The sequence below is a fragment of the Kitasatospora sp. NPDC003701 genome (assembly GCF_053587085.1).
Genome location: NZ_JBSFNM010000030.1, coordinates 72,568 through 89,512 on the forward strand (window position 1 = coordinate 72,568; position 16,945 = coordinate 89,512).

At 69.9% G+C, this 16,945-nt stretch carries 12 protein-coding genes; 3 read left to right on the forward strand and 9 right to left on the reverse strand.

Going from position 1 to position 16,945, the window contains the following annotated elements:
- Nucleotides 1-21: 21 nt before the first annotated feature.
- Nucleotides 22-411 (forward strand): hypothetical protein, encoded by a 390-nt coding sequence (locus ACWDRR_RS25680; RefSeq protein WP_449774570.1) that lies wholly within the window; start codon nucleotides 22-24, stop codon nucleotides 409-411.
- A 78-nt stretch (nucleotides 412-489) separates the two neighbouring features.
- On the opposite strand, the gene ACWDRR_RS25685 is transcribed toward ACWDRR_RS25680, so the two are convergent.
- The 7 genes from ACWDRR_RS25685 to ACWDRR_RS25715 form a co-directional block, all read right to left on the reverse strand.
- Entirely contained in the window at nucleotides 490-1,491 is a 1,002-nt protein-coding gene (locus tag ACWDRR_RS25685) for a thioesterase domain-containing protein (RefSeq protein WP_449774571.1), read from the reverse strand.
- Nucleotides 1,492-1,532: 41 nt separating this feature from the next.
- On the reverse strand, nucleotides 1,533-2,501 hold the full coding sequence (locus ACWDRR_RS25690) for a beta-ketoacyl synthase N-terminal-like domain-containing protein (protein WP_449774572.1): 969 nt from the start codon (nucleotides 2,499-2,501) through the stop codon (nucleotides 1,533-1,535).
- Entirely contained in the window at nucleotides 2,498-3,634 is a 1,137-nt protein-coding gene (locus tag ACWDRR_RS25695; protein WP_449774573.1) for a beta-ketoacyl synthase N-terminal-like domain-containing protein, read from the reverse strand. The genes ACWDRR_RS25690 and ACWDRR_RS25695 overlap by 4 nt, the downstream gene beginning before the upstream one ends.
- A complete protein-coding gene (locus tag ACWDRR_RS25700) occupies nucleotides 3,631-5,418 on the reverse strand; it encodes an AMP-binding protein (RefSeq protein ID WP_449774574.1) in 1,788 nt (595 codons plus the stop codon). Before ACWDRR_RS25700 ends, ACWDRR_RS25695 begins: the two co-directional genes overlap by 4 nt.
- Nucleotides 5,419-5,587: 169 nt before the next feature.
- Nucleotides 5,588-6,265 carry a hypothetical protein gene (locus ACWDRR_RS25705; RefSeq protein WP_449774575.1) on the reverse strand — a complete coding sequence of 226 codons (678 nt, stop codon included), beginning with the start codon at nucleotides 6,263-6,265 and terminating at the stop codon, nucleotides 5,588-5,590.
- A 197-nt stretch (nucleotides 6,266-6,462) separates the two neighbouring features.
- Nucleotides 6,463-7,179: a uracil-DNA glycosylase family protein gene (locus ACWDRR_RS25710; RefSeq protein ID WP_449774576.1), complete on the reverse strand. Its 717-nt coding sequence runs from the start codon at nucleotides 7,177-7,179 to the stop codon at nucleotides 6,463-6,465.
- 128 nt (nucleotides 7,180-7,307) lie between these two features.
- Nucleotides 7,308-8,567 (reverse strand): class I SAM-dependent methyltransferase, encoded by a 1,260-nt coding sequence (locus ACWDRR_RS25715; protein ID WP_449774577.1) that lies wholly within the window; start codon nucleotides 8,565-8,567, stop codon nucleotides 7,308-7,310.
- Between the two features lie 505 nt (nucleotides 8,568-9,072).
- On the opposite strand from ACWDRR_RS25715, the gene ACWDRR_RS25720 reads away from it, so the two are divergent.
- Nucleotides 9,073-9,714 carry an HAD family hydrolase gene (locus ACWDRR_RS25720; protein WP_449774578.1) on the forward strand — a complete coding sequence of 214 codons (642 nt, stop codon included), beginning with the start codon at nucleotides 9,073-9,075 and terminating at the stop codon, nucleotides 9,712-9,714.
- Here ACWDRR_RS25720 and ACWDRR_RS25725 read toward each other — a convergent pair.
- Nucleotides 9,694-10,983 carry a helix-turn-helix domain-containing protein gene (locus tag ACWDRR_RS25725; protein WP_449774579.1) on the reverse strand — a complete coding sequence of 430 codons (1,290 nt, stop codon included), beginning with the start codon at nucleotides 10,981-10,983 and terminating at the stop codon, nucleotides 9,694-9,696. The genes ACWDRR_RS25720 and ACWDRR_RS25725 overlap by 21 nt on opposite strands.
- A gap of 489 nt (nucleotides 10,984-11,472) precedes the next feature.
- On the opposite strand from ACWDRR_RS25725, the gene ACWDRR_RS25730 reads away from it, so the two are divergent.
- Entirely contained in the window at nucleotides 11,473-13,053 is a 1,581-nt protein-coding gene (locus tag ACWDRR_RS25730) for a PE-PGRS family protein (RefSeq protein ID WP_449774580.1), read from the forward strand.
- Nucleotides 13,054-13,098: 45 nt separating this feature from the next.
- On the opposite strand, the gene dnaE is transcribed toward ACWDRR_RS25730, so the two are convergent.
- Nucleotides 13,099-16,656 carry a DNA polymerase III subunit alpha gene (dnaE, locus tag ACWDRR_RS25735; protein ID WP_449774581.1) on the reverse strand — a complete coding sequence of 1,186 codons (3,558 nt, stop codon included), beginning with the start codon at nucleotides 16,654-16,656 and terminating at the stop codon, nucleotides 13,099-13,101.
- Between the last annotated feature and the right edge of the window lie 289 nt (nucleotides 16,657-16,945).

Here is a 16,945-nt window from a genome sequence, read left to right on the forward strand (position 1 = left end):
CCGGACCACCAGGAGGAACCAGTGTCGTCCCCACAGCTGATCACCCCCGAGGAGAAGCTCGCCGACGCGAAGAGGCAGCTGAGCTTCCCGCGTATCGTCGCGATCTGCGGCTCCACTCGTTTCATGGCCGAGATGAACGAGGCCGATCTGCGGGAGACCAAGGCCGGGAGGATTGTCGTCAAGCCGGGGTGCGACCTGAAGTCGCCGCACGCACTGTGGTCCGATCCTGTCGAGGCTGAGGCTCTGAAGATTCGACTCGACGAACTGCACCGGTCGAAGATCCTGCTCGCTGATGAGGTGCTCGTGGTCGGCGACTACATCGGGGACAGCACCCGGGCCGAGATCGCCTACGCCCGGTCGCTGGGCAAGCCGATGCGGTTCACGCACCCCGAAGTCGACCCCGACGCCTGAGGGCCCCACTCCCACACCGTCCGCGGGCACCCCCTTGGGATTGATCACCTGGCGGGTGGTGTGGTGGTGAGAGCGAGCTCAAGCGGCGGCGGAACGCATCGCGGCCGTGATGGCGACAGCGAGGAGCTGCTGGCGGTTCATCAAGTAGAAGTGGTCGCCCTCGTACCTCTCGAGTCCGCGGAAGTGCGTCGTGATCGCTCGCCAGTCGAGCAGGCGGTCCTCGCCGATCAGCTTGTCTCTGCGGCCCCCGAATACCGAGAGTGGAACGGGCAGCGGCTCGGGGTTGCGGGGAGGGGCCCAGGTGTCCACGAGCTTGAAGTCGCTGCGGAACACCGGGGCGAACTTGTGCCAGACGGCGTCGTTGTCGAGGAGCTGGGGCGGGCTGCCGTCCACGCTTCGCAGCCAGCGGCGCAGTTCGTCGTCTGCCATCAGGTGAGGGCGGCCGTCGGCTTCGGACTCACCTCGCGGGGCGCCGAAAGCGGACACACCCAGCCAGGTGGGGAGCGGGTCCCCCTGGCGGAGAAGCCGGCGGGTGAGCTGGTAGGCGATGAGTGCGCCCATGCTGCGGCCGAAGAACCCGAAGGGCCGGTCGAGCAGTGGAGCGACGGCGGTGTGGAAGTAGTCGACTAGCCGATCGCAGTCGTCGATCAGCGGTAGTGCTTGCAATTGGCCTCGGCCGGGGGCCTCCAGGAGGCAGAGTTCCCAGTCCTCGGGGAAGTGCTCCGCCCAGCCCCGGTAGAGCAGGTGTGAACCGCCGGCGTGGTGGAACAGGAACAGTCGCGCCGCTGGTTCGCTCAGTGGCCTCGGGCGGATGAGCGGGCTAGCCGGCGTCCCGCCGGCGAGCTTGGAGGTGAGGAAGGCGTGCAGCTCAGCGAGGGTGGTGGCACCGCTGACGGCCACGGTGTTCTCCGGGACGTCGTACGCGTTTTCCACGCGGGTTGAGATCTCGAGCATCAGCAGCGAGTCGATGTCGAGCTCGTCAGTGAAGAGCGCCTCGTCGGTGACCTCCTCGGGTTCGATCTCCAGTACGCCGGCTATCAGGGCGCGGAGATCCTCGATGTTCACGGTCGCACTGGTCATGAGTGTTCCCCCAGCTCCTGCGTGGATGGACGAGAGGTCGGTCATGGGGTCAGCAGCAGGGCGGCTGCCGCGTCGTGGTGAGGGCCTCCGGCCGTGGCGAGCACGTTCCCGGTGGCGCCGCCCTCGAAGTGGGCAGCCGCGGCGGCACACTGCAGGACGCCCAGCGCCCCGGACAGCAGGCCCAGCTGGGCTTCCAGGTCGACCCGGCGCGTGGCCGCGAGCAGCCGGCACGCCCCGGCCCCCGCCTCGTCCCCGAGCCACAGGCCGGCGGATTCCTTCTCCGTCCCACCGGCGCAGGTCAGCGCTGCGGCGAGGTCCCGGGCCCGTGCATAGCCGGTGATCGTGGCGCGAGGCCGTGCGCCACGGGCAGCGGCTGCGTGCGCCGGTTCGAGGACGACGGCGACCGCCGCGTCGATGGACGGCTCGCCGAGCAGCTTCATCGTCACGGCGTTGGCCGGTTCGACGCCGACGACGACGGCCGCTTCGGCGCGCCCGGCCACGATGAGGTTCCGGGCCCAGGCGACGGCGTCCAGACCGCTCGTGACGCCGTTGCAGACGGTGAGGTTGGGGCCGCGCAGCCCGTGGCGGATGGCCACCCAGCCGGCGATGACGTTGCTCGAGGTCCGGGGCAACCCCAGAGGGCTGAGACCCCTGACGCCTTCTCTGGCGATCGTGTCGGTGGCGGCGCAGACGCTGTCCGCGTTGCCCAGGTTGGTACTGACCACGACGGCGGTCGCATCAGCCGCGCCCGTGAACGTGGCGTCGGCGTCGGCCAGGCCCGCGTCGTGGAGGGCGGCCTCGGCGGCCCGCAGGGCGAGCCGGGACGCGCGGTCCTTGTGGCGCAGGTCGCGTCCGCTGAGTCCGGTAGCCGGGTCGAAGCCGCCCACCACGGGCAGGGGTCCGAGGAGGTCGCCGTACGTCGCGACACCGGGGAGCGCCAGGCCGATGCCCGTGACGACGACCTCCCGGACGTTCGGGTTTCTCGACCGTGCGGTGCTCGTCGTACTCATCGGGCTGCCTCCACGATCGCGACGGCGTTGATCCCTCCGAAGCCGAACGCGTCGATCTGAGCGATAGCCAGGTCGCCGGCAGCGGGGAAGCCCTGCACCAGGCCCAGCCCTGCGGCCTCGGCGATCGGATCGGCGAGGCCCAGGACCGGGGGTACCGTCCCTTCCTTCATGGCGAGCACCGCCATCACGAGGCTGAGCAGTCCCGAGCTGCCCAGGGTGTGGCCGGTCATCGCCTTGATGGCGGTCATCCGCGGACCGGGCTCTGCGCCGTCGAGGATGCGGCGCAGGACGCTCGCCTCCGTTTGGTCGTTGAGGGGGGTGCCGCTGCCGTGCAGCATCACCAGGTCGATGTCGCGGGCCCGCACCCCTGCCCTGCGGTAGGCGTCGAGCACCGCGCGGGTGATGCCGTCGGGGTCCGGCGCGGTGGCGTGGTGGGCGTCGCAGTTCATGGACACACCGCGCACCCGGGCGTGCACGGGCCCTCTACCGGTGCCGGCGCGCTGGACGACGACAGCCGCCGCGCCCTCGCCCATCAGCATGCCCTGGTGCGTGGAGTCGAAGGGGCGCAGCGCGTCAGGGATGTCGTTTTGCACGCGGTCGAGCGTGCCGAAGCCGCTCTCGGTGGTGGCGTCGGTGCCGGCGACGACGACCGTGTCGGCCATGCCGGCCTCGATCATGTCGGTGGCCATGGCGAGCGCGTACAGCGTGGCGGAGCAGGCGTTGGCGAAGGTGTACGTGGTGGACGCTCCGAAGGCCGCCTTCAGGGCGGTGCCGAAGTGCAGGTCTTCGAGGGTGACGTCCGCGTGGTCGCGCCACCACAGTTCGAGGCTGCGCTGTTCGCGCATGGTGGTCCCGACCAGCACGGGTACCTGGGAGAGGTCCTCGTCCAGGCCCGCGTCGGCGACTGCCTGGCGGACGACGGTGGTGAGCCAGCGGGTGGCCCGCCGCGGGATGTCGCCGCCGTCCTTGGGCCGGTCGTCGATCTCGTATGCGTAGGCCGCCCGGTACTTGTCGGGATCGAAAGCCTTCAGCGGTGTGCGGCTCTCCTGGCCCGCGCACAGCGCGGCGAAGATCTCCTGGGGGCTGGCGCCGATGTTGGCGACGGCGGCCATGCCCGTGATGTCCCAGGTCACGGTCGGGCAGCCGCCTTCCTCAGCTCGAAGGCGGCCAGCTTGCCGGTAGACGTGGTCGGGAGTTCGTCGAGGAACTCCAGACGGGCGGGCCGCTTGTGGGCGGCGAGGCCGCTACGGATCGCGGCGGTCACAGCGCGCCGCACCACGGCCTGGTCGGATCCCGGCCGGGCCACCAGGTACGCCACGGCCTGTTCCAGGCTGTCGGTGTCGCGGCCGCCGACCACCACGCAGTCCTGGACCCCCTCCGTGCTGCGGATGACGCTCTCGATCTCGCTCGGCACGACCTTGTAGCCGCCCAGGCTGAGCAGGTCGTCGGCGCGGCACAGATGGGTGAACGTGCCGTCCGGCGCACGGCGCACCACGTCGCCGGTGTAGGCGCCGCTGTCGGCGAAGGTGAGCGCTGCGGCCTCCGGTCGGCCGATGTAGCCGAGGGCGACGGTCGGGCCGGCGATGTGCAGCCGGCCGTCCTGGCCGTCGGCGACGGGCGTGCCGTCCGCGGCGCGGACGGTCGCGGTGATCCCGGGCACCGGGACCCCGAAGGTGCCCGGACGCCCGTTCTCCGGCGGCGTGCCGACGACGATGTGGAGCACTTCGGTGGCGCCGAGTCCGTTGAGCACCTGGGCCTGGAAGGCGGTGCGGATCCGCTCGCTGAGCGGGGCCGGCAGGTTCTCGCCCGCCGCCACGCACAGCCGCACGGAGCCGGAGGCGAGCTCCACCGTTCCGGGGGCGTTGAGCAGTGCCGCGTACAGCCGTGGGACGGAGAACAGCACGGTGGGCCGGTGGCGCTGCATCGCGGCGGCGAGCGCGTGGACGTCGACTGGGCCGCGGATGAGCGCGACACGGGAGCCGGCCGCCAGGGGGCACAGGACGGAGTTGCCGAAGCCGTAGCCGAAGGACATCCGGGCACTGGAGAGCACGGTGTCGTCGGGAGTCAGCGCCAGGACCGTGCCGATGCCGTCGGCCATGGCCGCGACCGCGCCCGCCGAGTGCCGCACCCCCTTGGGCATGCCGGTGCTTCCGGAGGTGTACTGCACCAGCGCCTCACGCCCCGCAGACCACACAGCTGGCGGACCGGCCTCCTCCGGGCACCGTGCCGGCCCGGGCTCGGCCGTCGCCAGAGCGGCCCGCACGTCGGCCCCGGAGAACCGGGTCGTCGTCGCGAACAGCTCCTCCAGGGCGCGTTGCCGCTTGGGAGCTGCGTCCAGGTGCACCATCGCCGCGGCGCAGTCCGCGGCGATGTAGCGGACTTCGTCGTCTGTGAGCACCGGGCTGATCACCACCGGGGCGCAGCCGCGCCACCACAGGCCGAGGACGGCGACGACGGTCGCCACCGAGTCGTCGGCAACCAGGAGGCCGCGGGCGCCCTCGGGCACGCCCGCCGCCCTGAGGGCACCCGCGTACCCGCGTGCTGCCTCCAGGAGGCCCGCGTAGGTGATCTCCCCGGCCTGGGGGTCGAGATAGCTGGCCCGCCCGCCCCGACCGGCGAAGACATGACCCGCCACCACGAGGTCGATCAGGTCGATGCCCTGGGGGTGTGCCGCCCGCTCGCCGAGCACGGACACCGCGGCGTCCAGGCTGGTGAGGGCTGCCGCTTCCTCAGCGGACAGGGATCCGAACTCGCGCTCGACCGCGACCGCGACCGCGACCTTCTCCAAGGAGCTCATACCCAGGTCCTCGTAGAACAGGGCACCGGGCTCGACGTCGCCCTTCTCCACTTCCAGGACAGACGCCACGATCTCTCGCAGCCTGTCGCGCACTATGTCGATCGGTTCCGCGTCGCGCACCGGCGGGGTCCTTTCCGCATCTTCGTAGCCGAGAAGTGGGATCTGTTTGGGAAGAGAGCGCGGAGGGCCGGAGACCCGCTCCCGGGGCTGCGCCGTTCGCCGAAACATCGCGTTGTTCCGGTCGGGTTGCAAGAACGGGGCGGGATGCCGCAGCTCTCGGCGGGAGTGCTCAGACTCCCAGGCCGATCTCACAGGGGAACAGGACAGAGACGCCCTGGGGTTCCTCCGTGAAGATGACCCTCTTGGAAAGCGCGGCCATGAAGCCGAGCTCGAAGATGGTGCCCTTTCCGACGATCCCGCCGGGGTTGCACACGACCATGGCGTCGGCCCGCCGGAAGGCGTCCATGTGCACGTACTTGTGCCGCCACGTGTCGCGTGCGTTCTTCAGGAGGTCCTGGTAGTCGAAGAGGATGAAGTCGGTGCCCACGGTCTCCGGCTTGATCGTTGTGCTCTGCGGGCTGAGCACTTCGGTGTCGCTCTCGCGCAGACGGGCGATGGTGCCCCCGATGTACGCGAGGGATTGCTGGAAGCTGCCGCAGACGACAGCCTTCCGGAACTCCCGCCGGACAATGCCCTCCATCATGTCGTTCGATCCGCAGGCGGACATGCCCGTTTCCAGGTAGAACCGCTGCAGCTCGGGCTCGACGATGTTGAAGTAGAGGCCGGTGTCGACGTAGACGCTGTTGACCAGCGCGGCCGCATCCGGCTGCGGGAGCTGCTGGAAGGCTCCGGTGGCGTACAGCCGCGTTCCCTGGTTGTCGACGACCTCGTGGAACTCCTTGAGCCCGGCGCAGAACTCGCCGACCCCGTCTGCCAGGGCCTTGTGGGAGAGGCTGCCGTCGAACACGAACCGTTCCCTTTTGAGCAGTTCCAGCTTACCGTCACAGGACCGGTAAGCGTTCACGCTTTCCGGTCCGAAGTGGACCAGGACCCTGCCATCTGTCGCCAATGTACTGTTCTCCTTCTCGTTCCAATGCTTTGGGGGCCTACGGCCTTCGCCGAATCAGCTGAGGGGTTGACGAGCTTTTCCGGGGGACGCGCCGACTAGTCGTCTTGTCCACGGAAGGCGCTGAGGTACTTCTCAGTGAACTCTTCCTCCCTGTCCCGGTTGTATTGGGTGATGAAACGCGGGTGCTCCAGGGGTACGATCTTCTCGAAGAATCGCTGTCCCTCGTTCACCTTCGAGAGGAACCGGAAGTTCTCGCCACTGCCGATGCAGTAGCAAACCGAGGTGTCGGTCCCGAATGAGAGCTGCTGCTCCAGACTCTCCACGAGGAAAGACTGAAGGAGCTCCAGCAGCTTCTTGTTCTCGTAGTAGTTGCAGTTCACCTCTTTCCCCTTGGGGCCCGTTTTCACCAGGCCGAGGGGGCACACGAAACTCATGACGAAGTCGGCGTAGAACGTGTCGCGGCCCCCGTAGCGCCTGATGACGTCGTGCAGGAACCCGGCGGAGGGCCAGCTGACCGAGTAGCCGTCGACGTCGACTCCCGTTTCACTCTCGAGGAGCTTGGCGTCTTCGAATGGGACCCCGGTCACGGCCGTGCCACGTCGGGCGGGCGAGCTCCCCAGCACCAGGTGACGCGGCTTGTCGTCGCCGTAGTACTTGCCGTAGAACGCCGTCGTCACCTCCCGGACGCGCTTCTTCTGGGGGCCGTTGAACGGGTTGATGACCGCGAACCCGGGAGGCAGTTCAAGCGTCGTCCCCGCAAGGACCTCGTTGAACTGCAGGATCCGATGGGCAACAGTCGTTTGCGCGGCCATTGCAGAAGTCCTTCCTTCGCGCTGGTCACTCGGACCAGTCCGGTCGCACCCGGCGCTCTGCTATTCATCCTTCCCCCGGAGCCGGTGGTCCCTCGCGGACGCGGCCTGCTGTAGGGGCGGCGGAAACGTCAGGTGGCGACAGCCGTCAGGTAGATCTCGGTGGTTTTCAGGGACATGCGAACGTCTTTGAACCCGGCACGGTCGAGCTCTGCGCCGATCAGATTGGCTGTGTCCATCCCGCGGTAGAGATCGACGAATTCAGTGCCAGGGATGATCAGCCCTGGTATGACGCAGCCGCGCCGAGTGGACAGAAACCCGTTGGCCACGGAGATGATGATCGGCGCACCGGGCTTGAGAACCCTGTGCGCCTCGGAGGCGGCCGCGGACGTGTCGAAGAACGATGAGTTGTAGGTCCTCAAGGAGACATAGAGATCGAAACTTTCTTCCGGCAGGATGGACAGCTCTTCGGCGCTCGAGACGACGGTCCTCGACGAGGGAATGCGTCCGCTGATAGTCGCAAGACCACGCTCCGCGATGTCAACGAAAGTGATCTGCGGACATTCCGAGAACAGGGCGGCCGCTTCGAATCCGGCTCCGACACCGACGTTGAGGACGTTGACGGCAGACAGTGACCTTGCGGACGAACACTTGTAAACCGACATGAAGTCGCTGGCCCACCCGGGGTTGGCGGCGCGAGCGTCGAACGCGTAGTCGTAGGAACCGTACTTCACGTCGAAGGCATCGGACAGCGCGCCGTTTACGGCGCGATCAGCCTCTTCCCTCTCGATTCCGTACCTCTGGCAGATGAGAGAAGCCAGCGCGGCCTTTTCCCTGTTCGCATTGACATCACTCCTGGAAAGCGCGAAACCTCGCGATCCCAGGCCGGTGGAGACGGCTTCGCTGATGCGGTGCGTGGAGTAGTGGGGGTTACGGTCGATATTCTGCTCGCTCGCCGCGTAGACGCCTCGGTTCTGCTCGAGGATCTCCCGCTGCAGATCGTCGGGGAAACGGTGCACACCACCTCGTGCGGTGACGGGGTCGTCGTCGAGGTAGCTCGTCAAGGCCGGGTCGGGCAGACCGATGAACAGCCTGTCGACGCGCACTTCCTTCAAGAGCTCGGCGAGCTCGAACGACCGGTCCGCTGACAGGGTGTTGATCGTCAGATATACGCTGTGCGCGCTGGATGTTCCGAATTCCTGCATCCTCCTCCGCAGAGCGAGGCGCCAGGATTCGCCGTTCACTTCCCCCTCGAAGGCCGAGCAGATCAGCTCGTCGTGTTCGGAAACGAGCGCAACCCCGACCCGCCTACCGGACTGAGGCGCCCTTTGCGCGACGCCAATGGCGTATTTCATCCACTTGGTACTGGTCGGGCTCATGTGGGCCTCCATTTCTCACTCTTCGCTGTGCGTACGGGAGGCGTCATCGCTCCTCGGGGGCGAGGGCAGGGCGGCCTGGTCGTCGTCCACGGGGCCCGTCCTACGGCGTTGCCCGGGTTGGTTGCCGGCTCCCCGATGGGCCGTCAACCGACGCCGAGAGATGCTTGTCCCATCTGGCGACCAGGGATCGCCAGGTCAGCTGTGAAGCGGGCGCGCCAGGGCTCGTTCTCAGCGCGGGCAGGGGTTAGGTGGCTCGTCGTGCCCTGGGCACGAGGCTCGGTGTTGCGTGCTGTGCTGAACCAAGCACACACCGCGAGCCCTTCGGGGGCAATGAGGTGCGCCGATTCAACGCCGATTCCAAGGCGCCCCGCCAGGGGTGGCGGCCCGGCACCCGCTCAGCGGCCGGTGGCGAGCAGGGGAAGGCAAGCGTCGAACGAGGCGGTCATCCGAGCCCTGACGGTCCTGAAGGTCGGCCCGGCCTGTTCCGGATGCCCACGATCCGCCTTAGGCTGCCGGCATGGTGGCGACAGGGCGTCAATTGCGGTTCCGCGCGGTGGTGTTCGACTTCTTCGGAGTGCTCACGGCGAACATGGTCGAAGTGATCACCGGCTTCGAGGCCCGGGAGAGGATCCCCCGCGGCACGTTCCTCCGTGGGTGGGCCGACCCCCGAGGTCAGGAGCTGTTCCGTCGGCTCGAGCTCGGCAAGATCACCCAAGAGGAGTGGAACGCCGGCTTCGGCACGCTGATCGGTATCGACCCCGCCGACCTGATGGCCCGCTACCTCCACGACTGCTTCCCCGCCTACCCCGTCCTGCGGATCGCTCGGGAGGCCCGCGCGGCCGGAATCAGGACCGCGGTCCTCTCGAACTCGCTGGGCCGCGAGCCCTACGACCCCTACGCGGGATTCGACCTCGCCGGGACGTTCGATGCCGTGGTGCTCTCGGCGGAGACCGGGGTCCGCAAGCCGGACCCGGCCGCCTTCCGGATCGTGCTGGACCAACTCGGCGTACAGGCGCACGAGACCCTGTTCGTCGACGACAGCGAGACGAACCTGGAGGCCGCCGCCGAGGCCGGCCTCACCCCGCTGCACGGCCTGGACGAGGACGTGATCGCCCGGGACCTGCGTGGACTGCTCCGGCTACCCGGCGGTGGCCGCTAGGAACTCGGCGACGGGCCGGTAGGCGGCGTGCGGGCGGAGCTTCCCCCGAAGGCCGGCCAGCTGAGTGGCGGAGCGAGCGGAGTCGACGGAGCCGAGGCAGGCGGCCGCGCGGAGTGCGGACGCCAAGGCCGCGTCGAGGTCGTCCAGGGCAAGGTGGGCCTCCGCCGCCCGCGCCCAGTAGATCGCGTGGCTGCGGGGGTACTCCTCATCGGCCCCCGGGTGCGCCCGCATGCCCGAATCGAAGCGCCGCAACGCCTCGCCCGGATCGCCGAGGTCGAGAGCGCTGGAGCCGGCGATCATCTCCACTTCGGAGCGGGTCACCCAGTACAGGAAGTCGGGAGCTTCATCGTGGGGGCCTGCGTCCAGCGCCGCGTGCGCCAGCGCGAGTTGGCGGCCAACCGCAGCCTTGGCGCCGGTCTTCGAGAGCGCCCTCGCGGTTCGGGCCGCGAGCATCCCCTCCATCAGGGCAGTGCCGCGCCCCTTCAGCCGGGCCCGGGCGGTCTCAAGCACCGCGACCGCGCGGTCGGCCTGACCGTCAGTGGAGTAGCACTGGATCGCGGCGAAACTCAGGGTGTAGGCCCCTCCAAGCAAGTCGCCTGCTTCGGCGGAGGCCCGCAGAGAGGCGTCGAAGTACCGTTGCGCGTCACCGGGCCGGCCTTGGTCGAAGCTGGACCAGGCGACCTGTCTTGCCGCCTCGGCGGCGAGCCGGAGCAACTGGGTGGAGGCCGGCCCTCGGTAGCGGCCGGCCTTGAGTAGGGTCACCGTCAGGGCCAGCTCACTGCCCGCGAGCTTGCGGACCTCCCCGCTGCCCAGCTCGTCGTCGACCCGACGCAGGTAGTCCAGCCGGCCGGCGACGTTGGCCAGCAGTCCCACACCTCCCGGCGGCTCCACCGGGGTGGTGTGGGACTCCAGGGTCTCTGACCAGTTCCGCGCCGACGCGGACAGCGCGACGCCCGCGGTGATGAAGCTCCGGCGATCCACTCGTCTCCCGTCCAGCAGGCCGGCCAGTACTGCCAGGGCAGCCCCGCCCTGCTCCGTGGGGACAACTGTCCCTGCGGCCTCGGCGGCGGCAACTGCTTTCGCGAACCGGCCGCCGGTCTGCAGCGCCCTGTCGTAGGCCGTGACCACGTCGCCGGTCACGGCCCGGTTCCCGTTCTCTACGTTGCGCAGATGCGCCGGGGTGAAACCGGCTGACCTGGCGAACTGCTCCCAGGGCAGACCGCTTGCCCGGCGAGCCTCACGCAGATCGTTCCGCAGTCGCTCGGACACGCGACGCTCCTTGAGGGTTTGGAACCGCTGCTGAATCGGCGCCTGCCATTGTCCACAGTGCACTGGCGGTGTGTGCTCGATTCAGCACAGATCGCAACATTCGCTCACGGCCGAACGGCCGCTCGTGCAGGGCGAGTCCGGGGAGCGGCCGGATTCCGGAGGGGGGACGGGGGTGAGCGAGCTCCGGCTGCGTGACCGCCTTCGTGGGGCCTGCGGGGTCGGAGGGCCGCCGGGCGGTCGCCCGTGAGGCCGGTGGCCCGGTGCCGCGGTGGCCGGGGCGGGCCGATCCGCCCGCTGCGAGGTGGCGGGCCGCGACAGGGGCGGTGGCGCGTTCCGGCCGTCCGGAGCAGGAAGTCGGACCGGCCGACTTCCTGCTCCCCACCCCCGCCCCCGGCGACGGGGGCCGGGCGGGGCAGGATGGGCGGGTGATGACATCTGGGGACGAGTCGCTGCGCCGTGGCGCTCCGGAGGCCGTGGGGGGGGCGGGCGGTGGCCCGGGAGACGCCGCAGGAGCGCGCCGCCGTCTGGGCGTCGTTCGTGGCCGGGGCCGGGCGGCCCGACGGGTCGGAGCCGGCCGAGGCCTGGGTGATCGGGCTGGCGCTCAATCCGGCCACCCCGGTCGACGTCCTGGTCGGCCTGCTGGACCGGTCGGCGGCCGCTCTGCCCTGGCCGCGGCTGCCCGCAGAAGTCGTCGACGCGGCCGTGGCCCACCCGGACTGGAAGGTGCGGGCGGGCGTCGCCGAGCGCCGGCCGGACCTCTCGCCCGACCAGTGGGCGCGCCTGATCCTCGATGAGCCGGACGACCGGCGCCGGTGGCTGCTGACCTGGTGCGCCGCGGACCGGCGGGCCGGCCTCCCCGCCGGCGTCCACCGGCGGCTCGCCGCCGACCCGTCGGCCAGGGTCCGCGCGGAGGCCGCCCGCCTTCCCGCGCTGGACGGCCCGACGGCGGCCGCACTGGCCGCCGACCCCGAACCGGCCGTGCGCGCGGCGGCCTGCCGCCACGGCTGGCCGCAGCTGGACGAGCCGACCCGGTGGGCGCTCCTCGCCGATCCCGCCCGCCGGGTCAGGGCGGAGGCGCTGCTGAACCGGCATCGCGACCACCCGATGCCCCGGTCGGTGTTCGCCGCCGAGGACTTCGAGGAGCGCGCGGTGGAGTCCTGCCGGCTGGTCCGTGATCTCGCCGAGGAACTGGTCCGCGACGGTGATCCGGCCCGGCGCCGCGCCCTCGCGCGGAATCCGAACCTCGACCGGGACCTGGTCGCCGAGCTCGCCCACGACCCGGACGCGAGCGTCCGCTTCGAGGTGTCCGTCCGACCCGATCTCACCGAGGCGCAGCGCGCGCGGATCGACTTCGGCCCGGAGCTCACCGGCCGGGAGCTCGGCTGGGTCACGGCGCTCCACGGCGACCCGGAGGCGATGCGCCGGCTGGCGGCCTCCGCCCACCCGCTCGTCCGGCGGAGCGTGGCCCGCGCCCCGCACCTCCCGCCGGACGTCGTGGCGCTGCTGGCCCGGGACGAGGACCGCGTCGTGCACCTCTTCCTCGCGGAGTCCTGCGAGGACGCGCAGGCCGAGCTGCTGCTGGGGGTGTGGCAGTGGTGGACCGGGAGCCTCAGCAGGCCCGACCGGCCGCACGGCCACCCGAACTTCCCCCGGGCGGGCCTGCTGCGGTTCGCCGACGACCCGGACCCGCGACTGCGCCGGCTCGCCCTGGACGACCCGGAGTCGACGGCCGACCTGGTCGAGCGGTTCGGCCGGGACGCCGTCGAGGAGGTGCGGTACCGGGCCGCGGGCGATCCCCGGCTGTCGCCGGAGTCGGCCGTCCGGCTGCTCGACGACCCGGGGTCCGACGTCCGTCACGCCGCCGCGCGGCACCCCCGGCTGCCCGCTGCCGTGCTGGCCGGCCTGCTGCGCGACCCCGGCACCGCGCAGGCGGCGGCGGGGAACCCGGGCCTGCCGGTCGAGGTGCTGCGTGCCCTGGGCCGACTCGTCGAGCGGTCGACCCAGGGCGAGTCGGTCCAGGGCGAGTCGGTCCGGGGCGGCCGGGACCGGGGCACCGGTCCCGGGCGTTGACGCGGGAGTTGACCCGGACCGGTGCCCCGGCCGCCCACCGGCCGGTTACAGCGTGCCCGCCCAGGAGTTGGTGCCGAGCAGGGTCTTGATGTCCGAGGCGAGGCCGTTGTCGGGGTTCACCAGGAAGCCGAGCTCGTAGAGCGTGTCCTTGTCCCAGTTGGTGGTCAGCAGCCGGACCGGGACGTCGCCGGGGTGGGCCTGGAGGGCGAGCTTGAGTTCGCCCACCACGGCCGGGGTGATCTTGCCGAGCGGCGCGGTGATCTGGACCGGCGGCTTGGTGCCGAGCTCGGCGGAGGAGACGTCGAGGGTGGTGATCTCCTGGCCGAAGATGCTCAGCGAGCCGTCGCGCTCGTTGAGCCGCCCCCGGGCCGAGATCACGTTGTCCTCGACCATCTGGTCGGCCATCAGGTTGTAGGTGGCGGGGAAGAACAGCACCTCGACCGAGCCGTCCCGGTCGGCGAGGGTGATGATGGCCCAGGCGTTGCCGGCCTTGTTGATCCGGCGGTCGACGGCGGTGATCAGGCCGGCCAGGCGCACCTCGCCCTCGGTGCGGCCGGAGCCGAGGAGTTCGGCGATGGAGGTGTCGCGGTTGCGGGAGAGGATGTGCTCGGCGCCGTCCAGCGGGTGGCTGGAGACGTACAGGCCGAGCATCTCCCGCTCCAGGCTGAGGAGTTGGCGGCGCGGCCACTCCCGGTCGGTCAGTTCGAAGTCCAGCCCGATGGCCGGGGCGGCGCCGTCGCCGGTGTCCAGGGCGCCGAACAGGTCGTCCTGGCCGATCGCCTGCTGCTTCTTGAGGCCGGTGACGGCGTCGATCGCGGTCTCGTGCACGGTGCTGAGCGACAGCCGGCTGTGTCCGAGGGAGTCGAACGCGCCCGCCTTGATCAGCGAGTCGACGGTGCGCTTGTTGCACACCACCAGTTCGACCTTGTCCAGGAAGTCCGCGAACGAGGCGTACTTGCCCTTCTCCTTCCGGGTCTTCACCAGCGATTCGATGACCGGCACGCCGACGTTGCGGACGGCCTTCAGACCGAACCGGACGTCGCTGCCGACGGCGGTGAAGTCGACCACGGACTCGTTGACGTCGGGCGAGAGGATCTTGATGCCCATCTGGCGGCACTCGGCGAGGTAGACCGCCATCTTGTCCTTGTCGTCCGCCACCGAGGTGAGCAGCGCCGCCATGTACTCGGCCGGGTAGTTGGCCTTGAGGTAGGCGGTCTGGTACGAGACCAGGCCGTAGGCGGCGGAGTGCGATTTGTTGAAGGCGTAGCCGGCGAACGGGACCAGGACGTCCCACACGGCCTGGATCGCCTCGTCGGAGTAGCCGCGCTCCTTGCAGCCCGCGTGGAAGGGGACGAACTCCTTCTCCAGCACCTCCTTCTTCTTCTTGCCCATCGCGCGGCGCAGCAGGTCTGCCTGGCCGAGGCTGTAGCCGGCCAGCACCTGTGCGGCTCGCTGGACCTGCTCCTGATAGACGATCAGACCGTAGGTGGGGCCGAGGACCTCCTTGAGGGGTTCCTCCAGCTCGGGGTGGATCGGGACGATCTCCTGCTGGGCGTTCTTGCGCAGGGCGTAGTTGGTGTGCGAGTTCATGCCCATCGGGCCCGGCCGGTACAGCGCCGAGACGGCGGAGATGTCGGCGAACTCGGTGGGCTTCATCAGCTTGAGCAGGGCGCGCATGGGGCCGCCGTCGAGCTGGAACACGCCCAGGGTGTCGCCCCGCGCGAGCAGTTGGTAGGTGGTGGGGTCGTCGAGCGCGATCTTCTCGATGTCGACGTCCACGCCCCGGTTGGCCTTGACGATCTTGATGCAGTGATCGATGATGCCCAGGTTCCGCAGACCCAGGAAGTCCATCTTGATCAGGCCCATGGCTTCGCACGACGGGTAGTCGAAGCCGGTGATGATCACGCCGTCCTTGTCCCGCATGTGCAGCGGGATCAGTTCCAGCAGCGGGGTGGAGGAGAGGATGACGGCGGCGGCGTGCACGCCGGTGCCGCGGATCAGGCCCTCGATGCCCAGCCCGGTGTCGATGATCTTCTTGACGTCGGGCTCGTTCTGGTACAGCGAGCGGATCTCGGTGCCCTCGTTGTACCGGGGGTGCTTCTCGTTGAAGAGGTCCGCCAGCGGGACGCCCTTGCCCATGACGTCCGGCGGCATCGCCTTGGTGATCCGGTCGCCCATGGCGAAGGGGTAGCCGAGGATGCGGTTGGCGTCCTTGACGGCGGCCTTGGCCTTGATCGTGCCGAAGGTGTTGACCTGCGCGGTGTAGGCGGAGCCGTACTTGTCGGTGACGTAGCGCACCATCTGGTCGCGCTGGCGGTCGTCGAAGTCGATGTCGACGTCCGGGGGGTTGATGCGCTCGGGGTTCAGGAAGCGCTCGAACAGCAGGTCGTGCTCCAGCGGGTCCAGCTCGGTGATCCGGGTGAGGTAGGAGACCATCGAGCCGGCCGCCGAGCCTCGGCCCGGACCGACCGGGATGCCGTTGTCCCGGGCGTACTGGCAGATGTCGGCGACCACGAGGAAGTAGGCGTCGAACCCCATCGGGGTGATGACGCCCATCTCCAGCTCGATCCGGTCCAGCACCTCCTGGCTCGGGTTGTCGCCGTAGCGCAGCTGGAGCCCGGCGGAGATCTTCTTGCGCAGGAACGAGGCCTGGCTCTCGCCCTCGGGGACGTCGAACTGCGGCATCCGGTCGACGTAGGTGAAGACCTCGTCGTACGACTCGACCCGCTCGGCGATCGCCAGGGTGTTGTCGCAGGCCTCCGGGAGCTCGCGGAACAGCTCGCGCATCTCCTCGGCGGTCTTGATGTAGTAGCCGGTGCCCTGGAACTTGAACCGGTTCGGGTCGTCCTTGTTCTTGCCCACGCCGACGCAGAGCAGGCTGTCGTGGGCGTCCGCCTGGTCGGCGGTGACGTAGTGCGAGTCGTTGGTCGCCAGCAGCGGGATGTTCAGGTCCTTGGCCAGGCGCAGCAGGTCCTGGCGGACGTCCTGCTCGATGGAGAGGCCGTGGTCCATCAGCTCCAGGAAGTAGTTCTCCTTGCCGAAGATGTCCTGGTAGGCGCCGGCCGCCTTGACGGCCTCGTCGTACTGCCCGAGCCGCAGCCGGGTCTGCACCTCGCCCGAGGGGCAGCCGGTGGTGGCGATGATGCCGGTCGCGTTGGCCGCGATCAGCTCGCGGTCCATGCGGGGCTTCATGTAGTAGCCCTCCATCGACGCGAGCGAGGAGAGCTTGAAGAGGTTCCGCAGGCCGGTCGCGTTCTGCGCCCACATGGTCATGTGGGTGTAGCGGCCGCCGCCCGAGACGTCCTTGCCGCCCTCGCCGTCGGCACTCGCCGGGCGCTGGCCGCCGGGCGACCAGAACACCTGCTTCTTGTGGAACCGCGAGGACGGGGCGACGTAGGCCTCGATGCCGATGATCGGCTTCACGCCGGTCTTGGCGGCGGCGTGGAAGAACTCGTACGCGCCGAACATGTTGCCGTGGTCGCTCATCGCGATGGCCGGCATGCCCTGCCGCTCGGCCTCCGCGAAGAGCTTTCCGTTCTTCGCCGCTCCGTCCAGCATCGAGTACTCGGTGTGGACGTGCAGGTGTGTGAACGTGTCGGACACGACAGTGGGCTCCTTGTCGGCGCGGCGCGGTGCGGGGCAGCGCGCGGCGGTACAGGTCGGGCTACGGCGGGTGCGGTGCAGGAGGCCGGTGGGGCGGGCATGGCGGGGCGGTAAGCCGTCCAGGCTAGCGGGTCGGCGGGCGGGATCAGTGCCGGCGGCGTGTCGCGGCCGTGGTGCTTGACATCGGTTCGATTCCCGTCCGCCGCCCGTGCCCGGTCCCGCACCGACCGACCGTTCGGGCCGGCGTCCGGGCCGAACGTCCGGGCCGGCTCTTCGGAGCGGCTCGTGC

Bases quoted from the DNA above. Each gene is read 5' to 3' on its own strand.
- ACWDRR_RS25720 (WP_449774578.1), top strand. From the start codon at position 9,073: ATGGTGGCGACAGGGCGTCAATTGCGGTTCCGCGCGGTGGTGTTCGAC.
- ACWDRR_RS25710 (WP_449774576.1), bottom strand. From the start codon at position 7,179: ATGGCCGCGCAAACGACTGTTGCCCATCGGATCCTGCAGTTCAACGAG.
- ACWDRR_RS25715 (WP_449774577.1), bottom strand. From the start codon at position 8,567: ATGGAGGCCCACATGAGCCCGACCAGTACCAAGTGGATGAAATACGCC.
- ACWDRR_RS25690 (WP_449774572.1), bottom strand. From the start codon at position 2,501: ATGAGTACGACGAGCACCGCACGGTCGAGAAACCCGAACGTCCGGGAG.
- ACWDRR_RS25685 (WP_449774571.1), bottom strand. From the start codon at position 1,491: ATGACCAGTGCGACCGTGAACATCGAGGATCTCCGCGCCCTGATAGCC.